Annotated in this window: 13 protein-coding genes; 9 read left to right on the top strand and 4 right to left on the bottom strand. The window is 68.2% G+C overall.

All coding sequences use genetic code 11. From position 1 onward, the window contains the following. Positions 1-2 precede the first annotated feature (2 nt). Positions 3-1,106, top strand: coding sequence for a ProQ/FINO family protein (locus DFR45_RS10130; RefSeq protein ID WP_338324286.1), 1,104 nt, complete (start codon positions 3-5; stop codon positions 1,104-1,106). 306 nt (positions 1,107-1,412) lie between these two features. Beyond that, entirely contained in the window at positions 1,413-2,609 is a 1,197-nt protein-coding gene (locus tag DFR45_RS10125) for an IS4 family transposase (protein WP_114483610.1), read from the top strand. A 103-nt stretch (positions 2,610-2,712) separates the two neighbouring features. Here DFR45_RS10125 and DFR45_RS10120 read toward each other — a convergent pair whose 3' ends face one another. After that, positions 2,713-4,011: a THUMP domain-containing class I SAM-dependent RNA methyltransferase gene (locus DFR45_RS10120; protein WP_114483609.1), complete on the bottom strand. Its 1,299-nt coding sequence runs from the start codon at positions 4,009-4,011 to the stop codon at positions 2,713-2,715. Between the two features lie 181 nt (positions 4,012-4,192). Between DFR45_RS10120 and DFR45_RS10115 the strand changes: the two genes are divergently transcribed. Further along, positions 4,193-5,218, top strand: coding sequence for an NAD(P)-dependent oxidoreductase (locus DFR45_RS10115; RefSeq protein ID WP_158636979.1), 1,026 nt, complete (start codon positions 4,193-4,195; stop codon positions 5,216-5,218). Positions 5,219-5,298: 80 nt separating this feature from the next. Then, positions 5,299-5,613: a YdhR family protein gene (locus DFR45_RS10110; protein WP_114483607.1), complete on the top strand. Its 315-nt coding sequence runs from the start codon at positions 5,299-5,301 to the stop codon at positions 5,611-5,613. Between the two features lie 46 nt (positions 5,614-5,659). On the opposite strand, the gene DFR45_RS10105 is transcribed toward DFR45_RS10110, so the two are convergent. The 3 genes from DFR45_RS10105 to recG all read right to left on the bottom strand — a co-directional run bounded on the left by DFR45_RS10105 (position 5,660) and on the right by recG (position 10,834). Next, complete coding sequence (locus DFR45_RS10105) at positions 5,660-6,625, bottom strand: LysR substrate-binding domain-containing protein (RefSeq protein ID WP_114483606.1); 966 nt, start codon at positions 6,623-6,625, stop codon at positions 5,660-5,662. Positions 6,626-6,666: 41 nt separating this feature from the next. Beyond that, a complete protein-coding gene (locus DFR45_RS10100) occupies positions 6,667-8,541 on the bottom strand; it encodes a DEAD/DEAH box helicase (protein ID WP_114483605.1) in 1,875 nt (624 codons plus the stop codon). 88 nt (positions 8,542-8,629) lie between these two features. Further along, complete coding sequence (recG, locus tag DFR45_RS10095) at positions 8,630-10,834, bottom strand: ATP-dependent DNA helicase RecG (protein WP_114483646.1); 2,205 nt, start codon at positions 10,832-10,834, stop codon at positions 8,630-8,632. Between the two features lie 199 nt (positions 10,835-11,033). Here recG and DFR45_RS10090 point away from each other — a divergent pair, with 199 nt between their 5' ends. The 5 genes from DFR45_RS10090 (at position 11,034) to priA (ending at position 18,854) form a co-directional block, all read left to right on the top strand. Continuing rightward, positions 11,034-12,284: a cyclic di-GMP phosphodiesterase gene (locus DFR45_RS10090; RefSeq protein WP_114483604.1), complete on the top strand. Its 1,251-nt coding sequence runs from the start codon at positions 11,034-11,036 to the stop codon at positions 12,282-12,284. A gap of 224 nt (positions 12,285-12,508) precedes the next feature. Next, entirely contained in the window at positions 12,509-13,459 is a 951-nt protein-coding gene (locus DFR45_RS10085; RefSeq protein ID WP_114483603.1) for a 1-phosphofructokinase family hexose kinase, read from the top strand. A gap of 340 nt (positions 13,460-13,799) precedes the next feature. After that, on the top strand, positions 13,800-14,939 hold the full coding sequence (gene queA / locus DFR45_RS10080) for a tRNA preQ1(34) S-adenosylmethionine ribosyltransferase-isomerase QueA (RefSeq protein ID WP_114483602.1): 1,140 nt from the start codon (positions 13,800-13,802) through the stop codon (positions 14,937-14,939). A gap of 49 nt (positions 14,940-14,988) precedes the next feature. After that, positions 14,989-16,158, top strand: a complete 1,170-nt coding sequence (hemE, locus tag DFR45_RS10075) for a uroporphyrinogen decarboxylase (RefSeq protein WP_114483601.1) — start codon at positions 14,989-14,991, stop codon at positions 16,156-16,158. Positions 16,159-16,742: 584 nt separating this feature from the next. Continuing rightward, positions 16,743-18,854 carry a replication restart helicase PriA gene (gene priA / locus DFR45_RS10070; RefSeq protein ID WP_114483600.1) on the top strand — a complete coding sequence of 704 codons (2,112 nt, stop codon included), beginning with the start codon at positions 16,743-16,745 and terminating at the stop codon, positions 18,852-18,854. The last annotated feature ends 607 nt before the right edge of the window (positions 18,855-19,461 follow it).

The following is a 19,461-nucleotide window of genomic DNA, read 5'->3' as shown; positions in this document are numbered from 1 at the left end:
CCATGCCAGAACAAGAACTGCAAGCCCCTGCCGCCCCGCCCGCGCCCGCAGCCGCCGCGCAAGCCCCGCGTGAGACGCCCGAAGCCGCCCAGACGCTAGAGTTGTCTGCGGCCCCGCAAACGCCTGAAATGCGCGGGGAGGCTGGCGCGCAATCGGGCAGCACGCCGCCCGCTGCTGCGCCGCAAGTGCCAGTGCCCGGCGCGGCAGCCGCCGCGCCGCGCCGCGCGCGCCACAAGCGGCGCAAGCCGGCGGGGCGCGCCGAGACGACAGCGCCCATGCCGGCGCCGCACCTGGCCGCAAATGCCGATGGCGCTGCGCAGGCGGCACCTTCGTGCACGCCCTCGCCCGCCGCGGCGCCGCAAGGCGGGGTACGCGCGCCGCGGCGCACGCACCCCGTGCTCGAGCAGCTCGCCGCGCTTTATCCGCAGCTCTTCGGCGCCGTGTTCCGGCCCCTCAAGCGCGGCATTTTTCAGGACCTGATCGCCGCCCACCCCGACGCCTTCGAGCGCGCCGCGCTCAAAGAGGCGCTCGCACTGCACACGCGCTCGACGCGCTATCTGCACAGCGTGGCCGCGGGCGGCAAGCGCTACGACCTGGCCGGTCAGCCGGTCGAAGACCTGGCGCCCGAGCATGTCTTGCATGCGCTGCTCGAGGTGTACCGCCGCCGCCAGGCGCGCGCCGGCACCGATGCTGCGGCCACGGCCGACGCCCAGGCCCAGCTGCGCCGGCGCATGGTCGCCGTCTTCGAGGCTTCGGGCCTCACGCGCGAGGCGTACACCGAGCGCGTGCGCAGCCGCGACGAGGCCGTCAATGCCTTGCTCGAGGAGGCCCTGGCCGAATGGGCCGCGCGCAACGCCAAAGACGAGGCCCTGCTGCGCGCCTTCGAGGCCAGCGGCGCCGATCAAGCCAGCGCTGCCCCTGCACCAACGCCGCAAGCCCGGCGCCACGCCGAAGCACGGTTCGCCGCAATGTACGGACTCGATCCGCGCAGCACCGCGCAGGCACTCGAACGCGCCCGCCGCGCCCGACAACGCAGAGCCCACGCCACGGAGTCTGGCTTGGCCGCAGAGGATTCCGCCCAGATGGTTCAGGAGGGCGCAGGCTGATCGTTCCCCGTCATTGCGCAGGCCGAAGGCCTGCGGCAACCCATGGAGCCTGCGCAACAGCACCCGCGCACGCCGCAATGGCGCAGCGAAGGCCCGTGCGGTATCCCCGCCCTTTCTGGCTGCGCCGAGGAGCGCAGCGCCCGGCATCCTCCCTCTGCCCCATCAACGCCACCCGGAAATTCGAATCTGACCCTGATGTTTCCCCACAAATTTTGCTTCAAATTCAAAAAGTTAGACGCAAATTCAGTCCTACGGAGGCTGAACGATTCTTCATCTTGACGAACAAACGCTGATGGAGGAAGTGTTATGCATCTGCACAAGCGCATAGAGCAAATGCTGGGCAGCTGCATGGCGGGTCTGCATGCCAAGCTGGCCCAAGCCGTCAAAGCGGCGGTGTGCAGCGCCTTGCGGGGAGCGCACCTGAGCTTGAGCCAGCTGGCGCGCTCCTTGGAGCCGACCACGGCGATGCGCCATCGCATCAAACGAATCGACCGACTGCTGGGCAATGGCGCGCTGCATGACGCGCGAAAGGACATCTACAGCCAAGTAGCGGCGCAATGGCTGACACAGATCGGACAACTGCTGGTGGTGGTCGACTGGTCGGACGTCACCCCCGATCAGCGTTGGCACTTGCTGCGCGCCAGCGTTGCCGTTGCGGGGCGCAGTATCACCCTGTACGAAGAAGTCCATGCGCAAGAAAAATACGGCAACCCCGACGTGCACCGGCTTTTCCTGCAGCGCTTGGCCAGCATACTGCCAGCGGGCCAGCCGCCCATCATCATGACGGATGCTGGTTTTCGCTCCACTTGGTTCGAGTTGGTGCAACAGCACGGCTGGCACTGGATAGGGCGCGTTCGCGGCAAAGACATGGTGCGGATTGGCGACGGGCCGTGGCAGCGTTGCACGCAGCTCTACCCCCAAGCCACTTCGCATGCCCAGGCATTTGCCCAGGCCCACTACGTGCGCAGCCACGCCGTTGCCTGTCGGCTGATCCTGCTGCAGCGCGAGCCCAAGGGGCGCGTGCGGCGCACGCGCAAAGGGCAGCGCGCGCGTTGTCGCAGCTCGCTCAAGGCCGCCCGCAGAGGCCGTGAGCCGTGGTTGCTGGCGTGCTCACCAAGCCTTGCGCACTTGAGCGCGCAAGCGATTGTGAAGCTGTATGCGCAGAGAATGCGCATCGAGCAATCTTTCCGCGACCTCAAGAGTGAGCGCCTGGGGCTGGGGCTGAGCGCTACGCGCTCGCGCTCGGGCAAGCGACTGGAGGTATTGCTGCTGATCGGGCATTTGGCTGGGTGGTTGTTGCGTCTGCTCGGTGAATGCGCGCAGCAGCGCCAGATGCAGCGTTATTTCCAGAGCACCGGCCGCTCCAAGCCCAAGGAAATCTCCACGCTGACTTTGGCCCGTCGGGTCATCGACGCGGGGGAGTCTTGGCTGGCCCAGCTGCGGCCCAAAGATGCCTTGGACTTGCTTCGCCGGCAAGCCCAGCTGGCGTGTTTGGGCGGGTAAATTTGTGGGGAAACTTCAGAATCTGACCCCAATTAGCCAATGAACAGTTTGGGTTCAGAGCGAAAATAGCCAAAAACCCATGTCAGTCAAGCGCGAGCAGCTATCACATTGGAGATTTCTCGGCTCCGCGCGGGTGGCGTGCGCTGCCTTGCACCAGGTCAAAGCGAAAGAGGCGGCATTCGATGGGGCCGTTCCACATCGGGATGCGGCGTGATTCCTTGAGGCGCATTTTGCTGGGCAGCTTGGGATCGGGCGAGAGCAACCAGGCGGTCCAGCCGACGTAGTGTTTTTTCCAGTGCGCGGCGAGCTGGCGGAAAAAGTCGCCGCCGTCTTCGCCGTCCTGCGCGCTGCGGCTTTCGACTTGTGCAGCCTCGCGGCCCACGGCGGCGCCCTGCGCACGTAGCGCGGCACGTGCGGCGGCGTTCTGGCCTGCATGGCCTGCCGCGGCGATGCGCTCGCCATAGGGCGGATTGAGCAGCAGCACGCCGGGCTGCGCGCAGGGCGGCAAGCGCTGCAGCGCGTCGCCGCCGCGCAGCTGCACGGCTTGCGCCACGCCGGCGCGCTCGGCGTTGCGCTGGGCAAAGTCCACCATGCGGTGCGAAACATCACTGCCAAAAATCGGTACGGCGCTTGTCTGTATTGCCTCGGCAGCTTCTTCTTTGATAGCTTGCCAGACATGCGGCTGAAACGGCTGCAGGCGCTCGAACGCGAAGCGGCGCTGCGCCCCTGGCGGGATGCGGCAGGCGATTTGCGCGGCCTCGATGACGATGGTGCCGCTGCCGCAGCAGGGGTCGTAGAGTGGCACGGGTGCGTCGGAGAGCGGGTTCCAGCCGCTCGCCGCGAGCATGGCGGCGGCCAGGGTTTCCTTGAGCGGGGCATCGCCTTTGTCGAGGCGCCAGCCGCGCTTGAAGAGCGGCTCGCCCGAGGTGTCGATGTAGAGCGCGGCCGCGTCGGGGCCAAGGTGCAGGTGGATGCGCACCTCGGGCCGCTGGGTGTCCACGTCGGGGCGCACGCCCGTCTTGGCGCGGAAGCGGTCGGCCACGGCATCTTTCACGCGCAGGCCGGCAAAGTGCAGGCTCTGCAAGGGGCTGTGCTGCGCGCTCACTTCGACCTTGAAGCTCTGGCGCGGGGTGAACCAGGCTTCCCAGGCGACATCGCTGGCCAGCGCGTAGAGGTCGTTTTCGCTGCGGTAGGGGCGCTCGTTCAGCAGCACGAGCACACGCTGCGCGAGGCGGCTGTGCAGGTTCAGGCGCAGCGCGTCGCGCCAGGCCGCGCGCAGCAGCACGCCGCCGCGCCCGACGAGCAAGTCCTGCCCGGTGCGGCCGGTGAGCGTGTAGACCTCGTCGGCCAGATAGCCTTCTACGCCGCCGGCGCAGGGCAAAAAGAGTTGGAGTGCGTTCATGGGGAATGGAGCATAGGGCAAGGCCACGCGCGTACTTGCCTGATAGAGTCGAAAAAGCTTCGTCCGCGCGTGCTGCAGATGGTGGCGCATGGCTGCGGAGCACGGCATCGCCTTGGCCTCATTCGAATGCGAGCGGGCGTGCATTTTGCGGCGCAGCCGTGCCGCCGAACAGGAGTGCAGCATGAATCCCCCTGTGATTTTCATTCCCGGTGATTGGATAGGCGACACGATGGCCGAGGCGCTTGCGGGCCAGGGTTACGAGATCGTGCGTGGCCCGGCAGCGGACGAAGTGCCGCCGCATGTCGATACGGCAGCGCTGATGCCGCTGCTGCAGCGCGCAGACATCCTCGTGGCAACGCCGGGCTTGCGTGTCGATCGGCCCATGCTGCAGGCACTGGCGCGGCTGCGCGCGGTGGTGGCGCCGGCGATCGGGGTCGAGAACATCGACGTCGCCGCCGCCACGGAACTGGGCATTCTGGTGGCCCACGGCGCCACGCCCGAAAACTACCTGGGCATGGCCGAGGCCACCGTGATGCTGATCGCGGCGCTGGCCATGCAGCTGCCCTACAAGCAGCGTCTGCTGGCCGAGAATGCGCCGCGCCCGCGCGAGCTCTTTTCGCGCAGCGTGCGCGGCAGCACCATAGGGCTCGTGGGCATGGGCCGCATCGCGCGCGGCGTGGTCGAGCGCCTGCGCGGCTGGGAGGCGCAGCTGCTGTATTTCGACCCCTACGTGGCGCAGGATCAGGCCCCGGCGGGCACCACGCGGGTCACGCTCGAGGAGTTGCTGCAGCGCGCCGACTTCGTGAGCCTGCACGTCACCCTGACGGCCGAGACTCAAGGGCTGATCGGTGCGCGCGAGCTCGGCCTCATGAAGACTACGGCGTACCTCGTCAACACCTCGCGCGGTGCAGCCATCGACGAGGCGGCGCTGGTGCGCGCGCTGCAGGAGCGCCGCATCGCCGGCGCTGCGCTCGACACTTTCGTGCACGAGCCGCTGCCGCCCGACAGCCCGCTGCGCGCCTTCGTCGGCAGCGACCACGTGATCCTGACGCCGCACATCATCGGCCAGGGCCGCGAAGTCATGGAGTCGCTGCGCACGGCGGTTGCCGAAAACGTGCGCCGCATCCTGCGCGGCGCGCCGGCGCTCTACACCAAGAACCCCGAATTGCTCGCGCGCTGGCAAGAGCGCGTCGCGCGGTTGGCCTAATTTTCAATACCAAATCGGCACTTCAGGCAATACCATCCAGCGTTAGCAGCTATCCTTAACGAAGCATCGAGGAGACCTTCATGATCACCGCCATCGTCACCTTCGCCCTGCCCCAGCCCATCACGCTGGCAGAGGCGCAGAAGATTTTTCTGAGCACCGCGCCGCGCTATCAAAACCTGCCCGGCCTGCTGCGCAAGTATTACGTGCTCTCGGAGGACGGCCGCACGGCCGGCGGCGTGTACCTGTGGCAAAGCCGCGAAGCAGCGCAGGCGGTGTACGACGACGCCTGGCGCGCCTTCGTGCGCGAAAAATACGGCAGCGAGCCGCAACTCACCTACCTGCACACGCCCGTGGTCGTGGACAACCTCACGCACGAGATCGTCTCGGGCGCGTGAAAACGGCTGGGCGTGGTACTTGCGTGGTACTTGCGCGGTACGTGGCTCAGGTCAGCCGCGTCACGCCCGGCAGCTCGCACGCATAGATGGCGTTGCGCAGCGCGGCGATGGCCTCGTAGCGCGTGAAGCTGCGCCGCCAGGCCAGCACCACGCGGCGCGAGGGCGGCGGGCCTTTGTCGTCGGCGTGCAACGGCAGGTAGCGCACCAGGGCGTCGTCGGTTTTGCGCCGGCGCGCGTTGCCGGGCAGCGCAGTGCGCGGCACCGCGAGCTGCGGCACCAGCGTCACGCCCATGCCCTCGGCCACCATGTGCTTGATGGTTTCGAGCGACGAGCCTTCGAAGGTGCGGCGAATGCCCTCGGCGTTGGTGGAAAAGCGCGCAAATTCGGGGCAGACCTCGAGTACCTGGTCGCGAAAGCAATGGCCTGCGCCGAGCAGCAGCATGGTTTCGTCGCGCAGTTCGGTGGCCGACACGCTCTTGCGCTGGGCCAGCGGATGCTGGGCCGGGACGGCGGCCATGAAGGGCTCGTCGTACAGCGGCGCGATCGCCAGGTTGGTGTCGGGAAAGGGCTCGGCGAGGATCGCGCAGTCGATCTCGCCCGTGCGCAGCATGTCGAGCAGCTTGAGCGTGAAGTTTTCCTGCAGCAGCAGCGGCATTTGCGGCGTGCGCTCCATGCTGCGGCGCACCAGTTCTGGCAGCAGATAGGGGCCTATGGTGTAGATCACGCCCAGGTGCAGCACGCCTGCGAGCGGGTCTTTGCCGCGCCGCGCGATTTCTTTGATCGCTGCGGCCTGCTCGAGCACGACTTGCGCCTGGCGCACGATTTCTTCGCCCAGCGGCGTGACGGCCACCTCGCCGGCCGTGCGCTCGAAGAGCTTGACGTCGAGCTCGTCCTCGAGCTTTTTGATCGCCACCGACAGCGTGGGCTGCGAGACATGGCAGGCCTCTGCAGCGTGGCCGAAGTGCTTGGCGCGCGCGAGCGCGACGATGTATTTGAGCTCGGTGAGGGTCATGGGCGAATGGTACAGATAGGAAAATTGGCTTCTTGCGCCCGTCAAACATGCGCTTCTTGCTCTGCAAACTGCAGCGCCACGGCTTCGAGCGAATTGTGCACCCGCTGCACCATGGGCGAGGTGCCGGCCGCTGACAGCACGAGCTCGTGCGTGGCGCGCGTCATGCCGACGTACAGCAGGCGCAGCTCCTCGTCCAGGGGCTCGCCCTTCCAGGGCAGGGCGTCGAGCCCCGCAATCACCACGAGCGGAAACTCCAGACCCTTGGAGCTGTGCAGCGTCATCAGCCTGACGCTGGGGCGCTTCCACACGAAGGCGCGAAAGCCCGGCGTCGCCATGGACTGCACGGCGATGCCACGGCGCTGCAGTGCCGCGGCGACCAGCACCATGCGCTGGCGGGTGCGAAACAGCACGGCGACCTCGTCGGGCGCACGCCCGTCGGCCAGGGCCTGGGCGATGCGCTCTGCCACCAGTTCGGCCTCTGCGCGCACATTGGGGGCCTGCAGCAATACCGGCAGCGGGCCGCGCCGGCCTGCGCTGGACGGCTGCACGGCCTGCATCTGGTCGTCGGTGGCGGGCCGGTCGGCCAGCAAGCCTTGGGCGCAGTGCATGGCCAGGGCCAACACTTCGGCGGTGTTGCGGTAGTTGAGCTTGAGGATGCTGGTGCGCCCCTGGGCCTGAATGCCCACGCTGGCGAAGTTGAACCTGCGGCGCTTTTTTTGGTAAATGGATTGCGCGTCGTCGTACAGCACCAGCAGCGCGTTCGTCGCCGGATCGACCATGCGCGCGGCCACGCGCAGCCAGGCGTCCTCGAAGTCGTGCGCCTCATCGATCAGCAACGCCAGGTATTGCCCGCCCGGCACCAGGCCGCGCGCCACGGCACGCTCCACCGTTTCGGCCAGCGCGGCAAAGTAGGCATCACCCGCCAGATGCTGCGGCACGTCGAGCTGGTAGGTGCGCACCATGTCCTGGCACCAGCCGTGGAAGGTGCGCACCTGCACGCGTTCATCGACGCCGCGCTGGCGCAGGCTGCCCTCGATGCGCTGGGCCAGGATGCGGTTGAAGCACAGCACCAGGATCGGCCGCTCGGACGCTGCCGCAGCCGCCAGCTGCTGCGCACGGAAGATCAGGATCATGGTCTTGCCCGAACCCGCCGGGCCGTGGATCACGCGGTGCCCTTCGCCCAGCGTGCGCGCGACCTGTTCCTGCTGCAGGTCCATCACCTGCATCAGGTCGGGCAGCGCGAGCGTGGGGGCGGTTTGCTCCTGCGCCTCGAACAAGGAGGCCTGCTGCACGCGCACTTCCGGAAACAGGTGCCAGCGCACGCGGTCGCGCTGCGGCAGCGTCAGCGCCTGCGGCGTCCAGCCCGCGTACATGCCCCACAGGCGTTTTTCGAATTCGTAAGGATCGAGCTCTTCGGAAAGGTCGTCGCGCAGCAGGGTTTTGAAGTCCGGGAACACCTCGGCAAAGTCCGTGCCCTCGACCTGTTTGCGCCGCACGTTCGACAGCACGCAGCCCCAGCCATAGGGCACGCGCGACTTGCCGCGAAACGGCGGCGCGTCCTGGATCAGCGCGGGGTCGCGCTCCAGCACTTCGTTGAGCTCCAGCGCATAGCCGCGCGCCTGCAGCAAGGGGTGCGCCACGGTGACGAGGCCGCGCGCCGTGGCCAGTTCCACGCTGTCCCGGTTGTAGGCGCGCAGCGAACCCCAGGCCCAGTGCTTGACCTCCAGAATCAGCAAGCCGCGCCGCGGGCTGAAAACCACGAAGTCGGGCTGGCGCGCCTTCGGCCCTATGGGCACGTCGTGCCAGACCAGGTAGTCGTCGGACAGGCAGCGCTTGAGCTGGTGCAGCACGGCGCGCTCGCCCGCATTCGCGCAGCGCTTGTCGATCTGGGTCAAACCTTGGGGAAAGAGGGCCATGGGCTGGTATCGCGCTGCGTGCGCGGTCGCTGGTGGTGCCTGTCTCTGCCCGATGATAGACGCCGCCCCGTGCGCAGCCCGTGCAATTTCAGGCTTTCAAATACTCCGCCTTGCCGCCGAGCCAGCGCGCCACGTGGCGGGCGGCCAATTCGGGGTGTTGGTCGAGCATTTGCGGCGCGAGGGCGCGCGCCCATTCGAGTAAAGCCTGGTCGGTGGCCAGGTCGGCAAAGCGCAGCATGGCTTCGCCCGACTGGCGCGCGCCCAGAAATTCGCCGGGGCCGCGGATGGCCAGGTCGCGCCGCGCGATCTCGAAGCCGTCGCTGGTTTCCAGCATGGCCTTGAGGCGCGCGCGCGCCGTCTCGCCCAGGCGCCCGCTCTCGCCCGTGGCGTAGAGCAGCACGCAGGCCGAGGCCGCGCTGCCGCGCCCCACGCGCCCGCGCAGCTGGTGCAGCTGGCTCAGGCCGAAGCGCTCGGCGTGCTCGATCACCATCAGGCTCGCGTTGGGCACGTCCACGCCCACTTCGATCACCGTGGTGCTCACGAGCACGGCCATCTGCCCCGCGCTGAACTGCGCCATGACGGCTTTTTTCTCGGCGCTGGGCATGCGCGCGTGCAGCAGGCCCACGCGCACGCCGGGCAGGGCCGCGCTGAGTTCGGCGTGCGTCGCCGTCGCATTCCTCAGGTCGAGCGCCTCGCTTTCCTCGATCAGCGGGCAGACCCAATACACCTGCCGCCCCTGCGCGAGCTGGGCGCGGATGCGCTCTATGACCTCGCTGCGGCGCTGTTCGGCCACCAGTTTGGTGACCACGGGCGTGCGGCCCGGCGGCAGCTCGTCGATGGTCGAGACGTCCAGGTCGGCGTAGTAGCTCATGGCCAGCGTGCGTGGGATGGGCGTGGCGCTCATCATCAAAAGGTGCGGCTCCAAAAATCTGTCAGCCTCTGGCATCGTCGGCTGCGGCGCATTCTCGCTTGCGCCGCCCACAGTCTGACAAGATTCCGGTGCCGCTGCCGACAGCTTCTGGCGCAGCGCGAGCCGCTGCGCGACGCCGAAGCGGTGCTGCTCGTCGATGATGGCCAGGCCCAGGCGCGCAAAGCGCACCTGCGCTTGGATCACCGCGTGCGTGCCCACGACCAGCGCGGCCTGGCCCGAGGCGATCAGCGCGAGCATTTCGGCGCGCGCTTTTTTCTTCTGGCTGCCCGTGAGCCAGGCCACGCACTGGCCGCGCGGTGCGAGCAGCGGCGCGAGCCAATCGACCAGTTTGGCAAAGTGCTGCTCGGCGAGGATTTCGGTCGGCGCCATGAGCGCGCACTGCCAGCCCGCGGCAATGGCCGTGGCCGCGGCGAGCGCCGCGACCACCGTCTTGCCCGAGCCCACGTCGCCCTGCAGCAGGCGGTGCATGGGTTGCACGCGCGCGAGGTCGTGCGCGATCTCCGCGCTCACGCGGCGCTGCGCTGCGGTGAGCTCGAACGGCAACGCCGCAAGCAATTGCTCGGGCAGCTCCCCGGCTGGCGCGCGCAGCTGCGGGGCACGCCGCCGCGCGCGCTCGCGCCGCGCCTGCCACTGCGACAGCTGCTGCGCGAGCAGCTCCTCGGCCTTGAGGCGCTGCCACGCCGGGTGGCTGCGGTCTTCGAGCGTGGAAAGCGCGACGTCGGGTTCTGGCTTGTGCAAAAAAAAGAGCACCTCACGCAGACTACACAAAGACTTTTGGCCATTTTGATCCAAAAACCCGGTGCCGGGCGGCGCGACGCCCGCAGGCAAAGTCTCGGACAGGTCGGCACGCGAGAGCGCCGTCAGCACGGCGCGGCGCAGATACGGCTGGGGCAGGCCCGCGGTGCTCGGATAGACGGGTGTGAGCGCGGCAGGCAGTTCGCCCCCTGCGGGGCGAAACGCCGGATGCAGCATCTGCCGCCCCCAAAAGCCGCCGCGCACCTCACCGCGGATGCGCAGGCGCGCGCCCACGGCCAGCGCCTTTTGCTGCGATGGGTAGAAGCTGAAAAAGCGCAGCACGCAGCTGCCCGTGCCGTCCTCCACCGTGACGAGCAGCTGGCGGCGCGGGCGCAGCTGCACCTCGCTGGCCGTGACCGTGGCCTCGATCTGCACCACCTGCCCGTCGCGCGCCTGCGCGAGCGGCGTGATGCGCGTTTCGTCCTCGTAGCGCAGCGGCAGGTGCAGCGCCAGGTCGATGTCGCGCACCAGGCCGAGCTTGCGCAGGGCTTTTTGCGGGCCGCTCGGCGGGGCTTTGCGCGCGTCCTTGGCCGGCTTGTCTGGCGCGGCGCCCGGCGCTTCCTGCATGGCGGCGGTGCGCACATCAGCGGCGGCGTTCGAGGAAGCGGGCATGGTGAGAAGCAGGAAAATGCAGCGCAAAGCCTATCATGCCCCCTGCGGCCGATGCGGGGCCGATCCGAGTTACCGCCTTTTACAATTGCGCACCACATGGGTGCATATTCCTGCACCAGCGTCCGAACGCAGCCTTCGCACAGAATTTTCCTCCATGCTCAAACGCATCCCCGTTCAAAGCCTGACCCTGGGCATGTACCTGCACGAGTTTTGCGGCTCCTGGATGGAGCACCCATTCTGGCGCGCGCAATTCCTGCTCAAAGACCCCAAAGACCTCGACCGCATCCGCGCCACCTCGATCCACGAAGTCTGGATAGATACCGACAAAGGCCTGGACGTGCCGGCCGGCACCCCCGCGACCACGCGCGAGCAGGCCGACGCGCAAATCGACACCGATTTCGGCCAGCTCGACGAACTGCCAGCGTTCACTGCTGCGCCGCCCGCCCCGGCCCGCGCACTCGCTCCGACTTCGATGGAAGCCGAACTGCAAGCCGCGGCGTCGATCTGCCAGGCGTCCAAGCAGGCCATGGTGGACATGTTCCGCGAAGCACGCATGGGCAAGGCGGCTGACGCAGCCACCGCACGCGCCATCGTCGAGCAGATTTCCGACTCGATGACGCGCAACCCCAGCGCGCTCATCAGCCTGGCGCGGCTCAAGACGGCGGACGACTACACCTACATGCACTCGGTGGCCGTGAGCGGGCTCATGGTGGCGCTGGCGCGCCAGATCGGGCTCGACGAGGAGCAGACGCAGATCGCCGGCATGGCCGGGCTGCTGCACGACCTGGGCAAGGCCTTCATCCCGCTGTCAGTGCTCAACAAGCCCGGCAAGCTCACCGACGAGGAGTTTGCGCTCATGCGCAAGCATCCCGCGCGCGGCTGGGCGCTGCTGCGCCGCAAGGGCGACCTGCACGAAGCCGTGCTCGACGCCGTGCTGCACCACCACGAAAAAATCGACGGCTCGGGCTATCCCGACAAGCTCGCAGGCGAACAGATCTCGCTGATCGCCAAAATGGCCGCGATCTGCGACGTCTATGACGCCATCACCTCGAACCGCCCCTACAAAAACGGCTGGGACCCGTCCGAGTCGCTGCGCCGCATGGCCGAGTGGACGCGCGACCACTTCGACGCCAAGCTCTTTCAGGCTTTCGTCAAAAGCATAGGCATCTACCCCGTGGGCTCGCTCGTGCGCCTGGCGTCGGGGCGCATCGGCGTGGTCACGCAGCAAAGCGGCAAGTCGCTGCTCATGCCCTGCGTGAAGGTGTTTTTCTCGACCAAGTCGGACTTGCGCATTCCGCCCGAGGTGATCGACCTGTCCGCCCCCGGCTGCTCCGAGAAAATCGTGGCCCGCGAAGACCCGGCAAAATGGCACTTTCCCGACCTGAACGAGCTCTGGTCGGGCTAGTCCGTGTGCTGCACCGCAGATAGCCGCACATGAAATCGCGCCTTCGCACTCAGGGCGGCGTTACAAATCCTCGCGATAGCTTCGGCTATCACTGCGGTTTGCGCCTTGCCCTGAGCGCGAATCCATCGATTTCATTTTGTGCGGTTATCTGCGGTGCAGCACACGAAGCCAGCCGTGGTGACGCGCGCTGGCGTGCCGAAGCACCTCTGACTTTGCTGCCGCCCATGCCCGCGATCCTCACGCTGACCCCGAACCCCGCCCTGGACTTGTCCACCACCGCCGAGCGCGTGCTGCCCACGCACAAGCTGCGCTGCGGCCCCGTCACGCGCTATGCGGGCGGCGGCGGCATCAACGTGGCGCGGCTGCTGCACCGCCTGGGCGCGGACGTGGCGGCCTGGACACTCATAGGCGGGCCCGCCGGAGTCAAGGTGCAACAGCTGCTGGAAGAAGACGGCGTGCCTGCGCTGTGCCTGCCCATCGCGGGCGACACGCGCGAAGATTTTTCGGTGATCGAAACCGCCTCTGGCCAGGAATTTCGCTTCGTGCTGCCCGGCCCCCTGCTCGCCGCCGCCGAATGGCAAGCCATGCTGGCGCAGCTCGCATCCTTGCCGAGCGCGCCACGCTGGCTCGTCGCAAGCGGCAGCCTGCCGCCCGGCGTGCCCGACGATTTTTACGCGCAGGCGGCGCGCATCGCACAGCGCAAGGGCGCCCGCTTTGCGCTCGACAGCTCGGGCCCGGCGCTCGCTGCGGCGCTGCAGGTCGGTGTGACGCTGGTCAAGCCCAGTTTGCGCGAGCTGCGCGAATTGACCGGCGAGGCACTGCCCGACGCGCCCGCCTGGCAGGCCGCCACGCAAAACCTGGTGCGCAGTGGCCAGGCCGAGCTCGTGGCGCTGTCGCTGGGCGCGCAAGGCGGGCTGATCGCGTGCCGCGACGGCGTCTGGCAGGCCCCCGCGCTGCCCGTGCCCACGACCACCGGCACCACGGGTGCGGGCGACTGTTTTCTGGCGGCGATTTTGTGGGCACTCGAGCAAGGCGAGCCGCCACCCGAAGCGCTGCGCTGGGGTATGGCCGCCGGCGCCGCGACGCTGCTCGCACCCGGCACCGCGCTCGCCCAGGTGGCCGACGTGCAGCGCCTGCTGCCGCAGGTGGTGGTGCAGGCGGTGCAAGCGCAGTAATCGGCACGACTTACGCAAATCGAGGTCAGGCAAGGCACGCATCCCATGACAAAACACCTCGCTGCATCCTTGTTTGCGTAAGTCCAGATCGGCTCGGCCAGCGCCACGCGGTGTGCATGATTCTCCGCTCCGTCATTGCGAGGGCCGAAGGCCCGCGGCAATCCATGGGGCCTTGGCAACAGCGCCTGCGCGCGCCGCACTGGACAGAACTGGATTGCCGCGCCCCTGCGGGGCTCGCAATGACGGATATTTCAACTGCCGCCAAACTTGCAACACCGTTTCCGGCTTTGCCATACTCGCGCCCTTTCCTTCACTGCGGGCCTGTCCAGCCCCTCTTGCCATGCCTTTTCCCGCCCCCACCGACCCCGGCGCGCCGCGCCACTTCACGCTGCAAGACTTCGACTTCGCGCTGCCGCCCGAGCTGATCGCGCAGCACCCTGCGGCCGAGCGCAGCGCCGCGCGCCTGCTCGACGGGCGCGGCGCGCAGCCCGTGGATCGCGTCTTTCGTGACCTGCCGGCGCTGCTGCAGCCGGGCGACCTGCTCGTGTTCAACGACACGCGCGTGCTCAAGGCGCGCCTGTTTGGCGAGAAAGCCAGCGGCGGCAAGCTGGAGCTGCTGATCGAGCGCGTGCTCGCGGGCAACGAGGTCGTCGCGCACATGAAGGTCAGCAAAAAGCCGCGCGTGGGCAGCACGCTGCTGCTCGCAGGCGGGCCGCAGCGCGGCGGCTTCACGGCCACGCTGCTCGGGCGCTGGCCCGACGCCGACGGGCCGCTGTTTCGCCTCGCGCTGCACGGCCCGGCAGACGCGCCCGATGCAACACCCTACGCGCTCATGGAGCGCTACGGCCACATGCCGCTGCCACCTTACATAGCGCGCGCGCAGCAGTCGGCCGATGCCGCGCAGGCCGCCCAGGAGGCGCAGGACGCCGAGCGCTACCAGACCGTGTTTGCGCGCCAGCCCGGCGCCGTGGCCGCGCCCACGGCGGCGCTGCATTTCGACGCGGGCGTGCTCGCCGCGCTGGCCGCGCGCGGCGTGGAGCGTGCAAACGTCACGCTGCACGTGGGCGCGGGCACCTTCCAGCCCGTCAAGACCGAGAACCTGGCCGAGCACCGCATGCACAGCGAGTGGTACGACATCCCCGCCGCCACGCTCGAGGCGCTTGCGCGCTGCCGTGCGCGCGGCGGGCGCGTGGTCGCCGTGGGCACGACCACGGTGCGCACGCTCGAATCCTGGGCGCGCTCGGGGCACACGCGCGGCGAGACCGACATCTTCATCACGCCGGGCTTTGCGTTCCAGGTGGTGGACTTGCTCGTGACCAACTTCCACCTGCCCAAGAGCACGCTGATGATGCTCGTGAGCGCCTTTGCGGGCTGGGCGCACACCATGGCGCTGTACCGCCACGCGATCACGCAGCGCTACCGCTTTTTCAGCTACGGCGACGCGATGCTGCTCGCGCGGTGTACGCCGCAGGCCGCGTAGAAGGCGGAGCCGCGGAAGTGGCGCCGCCCGGCCTGCGACAATCGCCCGCATGACTGCCCCGGTTTCTCCCCCCCACTCCAGTGCGTTCGCGCCGCTGCGCAACGACTGTTTTCTGCGCGCCTGCCGCCGCCAGGCCACCGACTACACCCCCGTTTGGCTGATGCGCCAGGCAGGCCGCTACCTGCCCGAATACAAGGCCACGCGCGCCAAGGCGGGCAGCTTCATGGGCCTGGCGACAAACGTGGATTACGCCACCGAAGTCACGCTGCAGCCGCTCGAGCGCTTTGCGCTCGACGCCGCGATCTTGTTCAGCGACATCCTCACCGTGCCCGACGCCATGGGCCTGGGCCTGTCGTTCGCTGAAGGCGAAGGCCCGCGCTTTGCGCAGGCCGTGCGCGACGAAGCCGACGTGGCCCGGCTCGCCGTGCCCGACCTCGACAAGCTGCGCTACGTGTTCGACGCCGTCACCAGCATCCGCCGCGCGCTGCAAGGGCGCGTGCCGCTGATCGGCTTTTCGGGCAGCCCCTGGACGCTCGCGTGCTACATGGTCGAGGGCAAGGGCAGCAGCGACTACCGGCTCGTCAAGACCCTGCTCTACAGCCGCCCCGACCTCATGCACCGCATCCTCGCGGTGAACGCGGACGCCGTCGCGGCGTACCTGAACGCGCAGATCGACGCGGGCGCGCAGGCCGTGATGGTGTTCGACAGCTGGGGCGGCGTGCTCGCCGATGGCGCCTTCCAGCAGTTCAGCCTGGCCTACACGGCGCGCGTGCTCGCGCAGCTGCAGCGCACGGGCGCCGACGGCCAGGACGTGCCGCGCATCGTCTTCACCAAGGGCGGCACGCAGTGGCTCGAAGACATGCGCGCGCTCGACTGCGAGGTGCTGGGGCTGGACTGGACGGCGCACCTGGGCAAGGCGCGCGCGCTGGTCGGCGGCGCGGTGGGCGGGCCCGGCAAGGCGCTGCAGGGCAATCTGGACCCGAACGTGCTGTTTGCCCCGCCCGCGCAGATCGAGCAGCAGGTGCAGCAGGCGCTCGCGAGCTTTGGCCCGCCGCACTGCGAGCGCAGCACGTGCGGCCCCACGCACATCTTCAACCTGGGCCACGGCATCAGCCAGTTCACACCGCCCGAGCATGTGGCGGTGCTGGTCGAGGCCGTGCACAGCTATTCGCGCACGCAACGCCAGGCCCAGACTTTTTCACAGCTTGCGACACCCTGAACGCGATACCGGCCCCCCTGCGGTGCAAGCCGCGGCTGCCGCCACCGGCTTGGAAATTTTTTCTAACCCATTGATTTTTATAGAAATCAAGTCCCTGCGCGTTTCCTGGGCAAAGTGCGCAGAACACGGCGCGACAAGGCTTTGCAAGGCATTTACAAAGCCTGTCCACAAAGTTATCCACAGAAATTGTGGAACACCGCAAAAATCCCGCACGAATCAAGCACTTGCACACCAAAGCAGAGAAAAAAGACCCAATGCGCAAGTGCAGTTAGCACAAAAATGCCCAAAATCAGGCCTTGACAGGCGCAGAAAGTTCGACTTGTGCACAATTTTTTTGATGCAACGCAACAAGGCACCGGCTTGCCGGCACGTCTCAGTAAAACCGCTTCTCAAGCGGAAGATGCTTGATTCACAAGGACTTTTCCTTTTGCTGAATTTGCGTGCACCCCAGCCAGCCCACGCAGCCATGCGGCCTGGCGCCCCGTCTGCGCAGGTTTTCAACAAAGTTATCCACAGAAATTGCAGATAAGCCCAAAAAGCCCAGAAAAATCAAGCCCGTGGCGCTATTTTTTCCTCAGTGATTCATGTCTGACGCATCCCACCTCGTCCCCGTCGCCGTGCACGCCCCGGTGCACAGCGGCCTGGGCGATCTGCTGAGCTACGCGAGCCCCGAGCCACTGCCGCCAGGCACGCTGGTGCGCGTGCCGCTGGGCGCGCGCGAGGTGCTGGGCGTGGTGTGGGACGGCGCCGCGCCGCCCCCCGCGGCAGGGGTGGAGATTCGCGCGGTCGCGGGCGTGCTCGAGGGGCTGGCGCCGCTCGATGCGCACTGGCGCCGGCTCGTGGCTTTCACGGCGCGCTACTACCAGCGCAGCCTGGGCGAAGTGGCGCTTGCGGCGCTGCCGCCGCAGCTGCGCACGCTCAGCGCCGAGCAGATCGCGCGCCGCCTGCGGCGCAGCACGCCCGCGCCCGAGGTGGCTGCAGAAACTATCGAAAACGTAGTGCTTAGCGCAGAGCAGGAAAGCGCCAGAGCCCAAATTGCCTCTGAACCCGGGCCTTTCTTGCTGTTCGGCAGCACGGGCAGCGGCAAGACCGAAGTCTATCTGCGCTGCGTACAAGAGGCGCTCGCGGCGGCGCCCGACGCGCAGGCGCTGGTGATGGTGCCCGAGATCAACCTCACGCCGCAGCTCGAAGAGCGCTTTCGCGCGCGCTTCGCGCCGCGCTTTGGCGCCGCGGCGGTGGTGGCGCTGCACAGCGGCATGACGCACGCGCAGCGCCTCGCGAGCTGGCTCGCGGCGCACGCGGGCCGCGCGCGCATCGTGCTGGGCACGCGCATGGCCGTGTTCGCGAGCCTGCCGGGCCTGCGCCTGATCGTCGTCGATGAGGAGCACGACCCGAGCTACAAACAGCAAGAGGGCGCGCGCTATTCGGCGCGTGACCTGGCCCTGTGGCGCGGACGCACGCAGGGCGCGAAGGTGATCCTGGGCTCGGCCACGCCCTCGCTCGAGAGCTGGCACGCAAGCCTCCCAGCGACGCCCGAAGACCCCGCGGGCGGGCGCTACCTGCGCCTGCACATGCCCAGCCGCATCGGCGCGGGCGCGCTGCCGCGCGTGCGCCGCGTGGACATGAACCAGCAGCCGCGGCGCAGCGTGCTCTCGCCGCCGCTGCTCGCGGCCATCGCCGAGCGCGTGGCGCGCGGCGAGCAGAGCATGCTCCTGCTCAACCGGCGCGGCTACGCCCCGGTGCTGCACTGCGCCGACTGCGACTGGAAAAGCGACTGCCCGCACTGCAGCGCGCACCAGGTGTTCCACAAGCTCGACCGCACGCTGCGCTGCCACCACTGCGGCTTGACGCAGCGCGTGCCGCGCGCCTGCCCGGCCTGCGGCAGCCTGGACATCGTGCCCATAGGCCGCGGCACCGAGCAGCTCGAAGAGCAGCTGGCCGAGCTGCTCGCGCCCGTGCTGCGCCCCGACGGCACGCCCGCGCGCATCGTGCGCATCGACGCCGACAGCACGCGCGCCAAGGGCGCGCTGCAAAGCCAGCTGGCACAAGTGCACGCGGGCGAGGTCGACGTGCTCGTGGGCACGCAGATGATCGCCAAGGGGCACGACTTTCGCCGCATCACGCTCGTGGCCGCGGTGCAGCCCGACGGCGCGCTGTTTTCGAGCGACTTTCGCGCGCCCGAGCGCCTGTTTGCGCTGCTCATGCAGGCCGCGGGCCGCGCCGGGCGCGACGCCGCCTACATGGCCGTGCAGGGCACGCCGTGCGAGATGTGGGTGCAGACCAGCCACCCGCGCCACCCCGTGTTCGAGGCGCTCAAGCGCCACGACTACCCGGCCTTTGCCGCGCAGCAATTGCAAGAGCGCGCCGCCGCAGGTCTGCCGCCGTTCAGCTTCCAGGCGCTGGTGCGCGCCGACGCGCGCACGCAGGACGTCGCGCAAGGCTTTTTGCGCGCCGCAAGCGAAGCCGCGCAGGCGCTGCCCGAGCTCGCCCAGGTCACGCTCTACCCGCCCGTGCCGCTCGCGATCCAGCGCGTGGCCAACGTGGAGCGCGCGCAAATGCTGCTCGAGAGCCAGCACCGCACCGCACTGCAGCGCTTTCTGGCGGCGTGGCAGCCGCTCTTGCACGCCACGCGCGCCGACCCCGCGCACAAGGGGCTGATCCGCTGGCTGATCGACGTCGATCCGCTCGCGATCTGAAAATTACATGAGGACGCGGGATGATCGTTCCCCCGTCATGGCGCGGGCCGCAAGCCCCACGGCAATCCGGCAGCCTTCGATCCAGCGCCTGCACACGCCGCAATGACGTGTGCCTTGCAAAAGGCCGAGCGCAGCGACGGCCCGTTTGGTATCCCCGCCCTTTCTGGCTGCGCCGAGGAGCGCAGCGCCCGGCGGATCAAGGGCGCGCGATGTTTGAGCGCAGCGAGTTTCGCGCGCCCCCGCCGGGCGCGAGCACCGCAGGTTGCCCTGACCGCCGCAAGGCGGGCAGGGACGCAGACAGCAGGGTCGCCTTCTTTTGCCTACTTTTCTTGGCGAGACAAGAAAAGTAGGTGCGCTGCCGGGCGCACTTCCCGGCATCCTCCCTGTGCCCCATCTCCACCCCGCCGAAAATAGGACACGACTTACGCAAATCGGGGTCAGGCAAGGCGCACGCCCCAATGGCAAAGCACTTTGCTGCATCCTTGTTTGCGTAAGTCCAGTAGGAATTTGACTCGCAATTTCGCCCCGTCATGGCGCGGGCCGCAAGCCCTACGGCAATCCGGCGGCCTTCGATCCAGCGCCTGCACAGGCGCGCGGCACCGCCTCA

It is taken from the genome of Extensimonas vulgaris (assembly GCF_003337425.1).
In the GTDB taxonomy this organism is placed as follows: Bacteria; Pseudomonadota; Gammaproteobacteria; order Burkholderiales; family Burkholderiaceae_C; genus Extensimonas; species Extensimonas vulgaris.
Note: the sequence above shows the minus strand (reverse complement) of the source record. Positions and strands in the feature narration are given on the sequence as shown.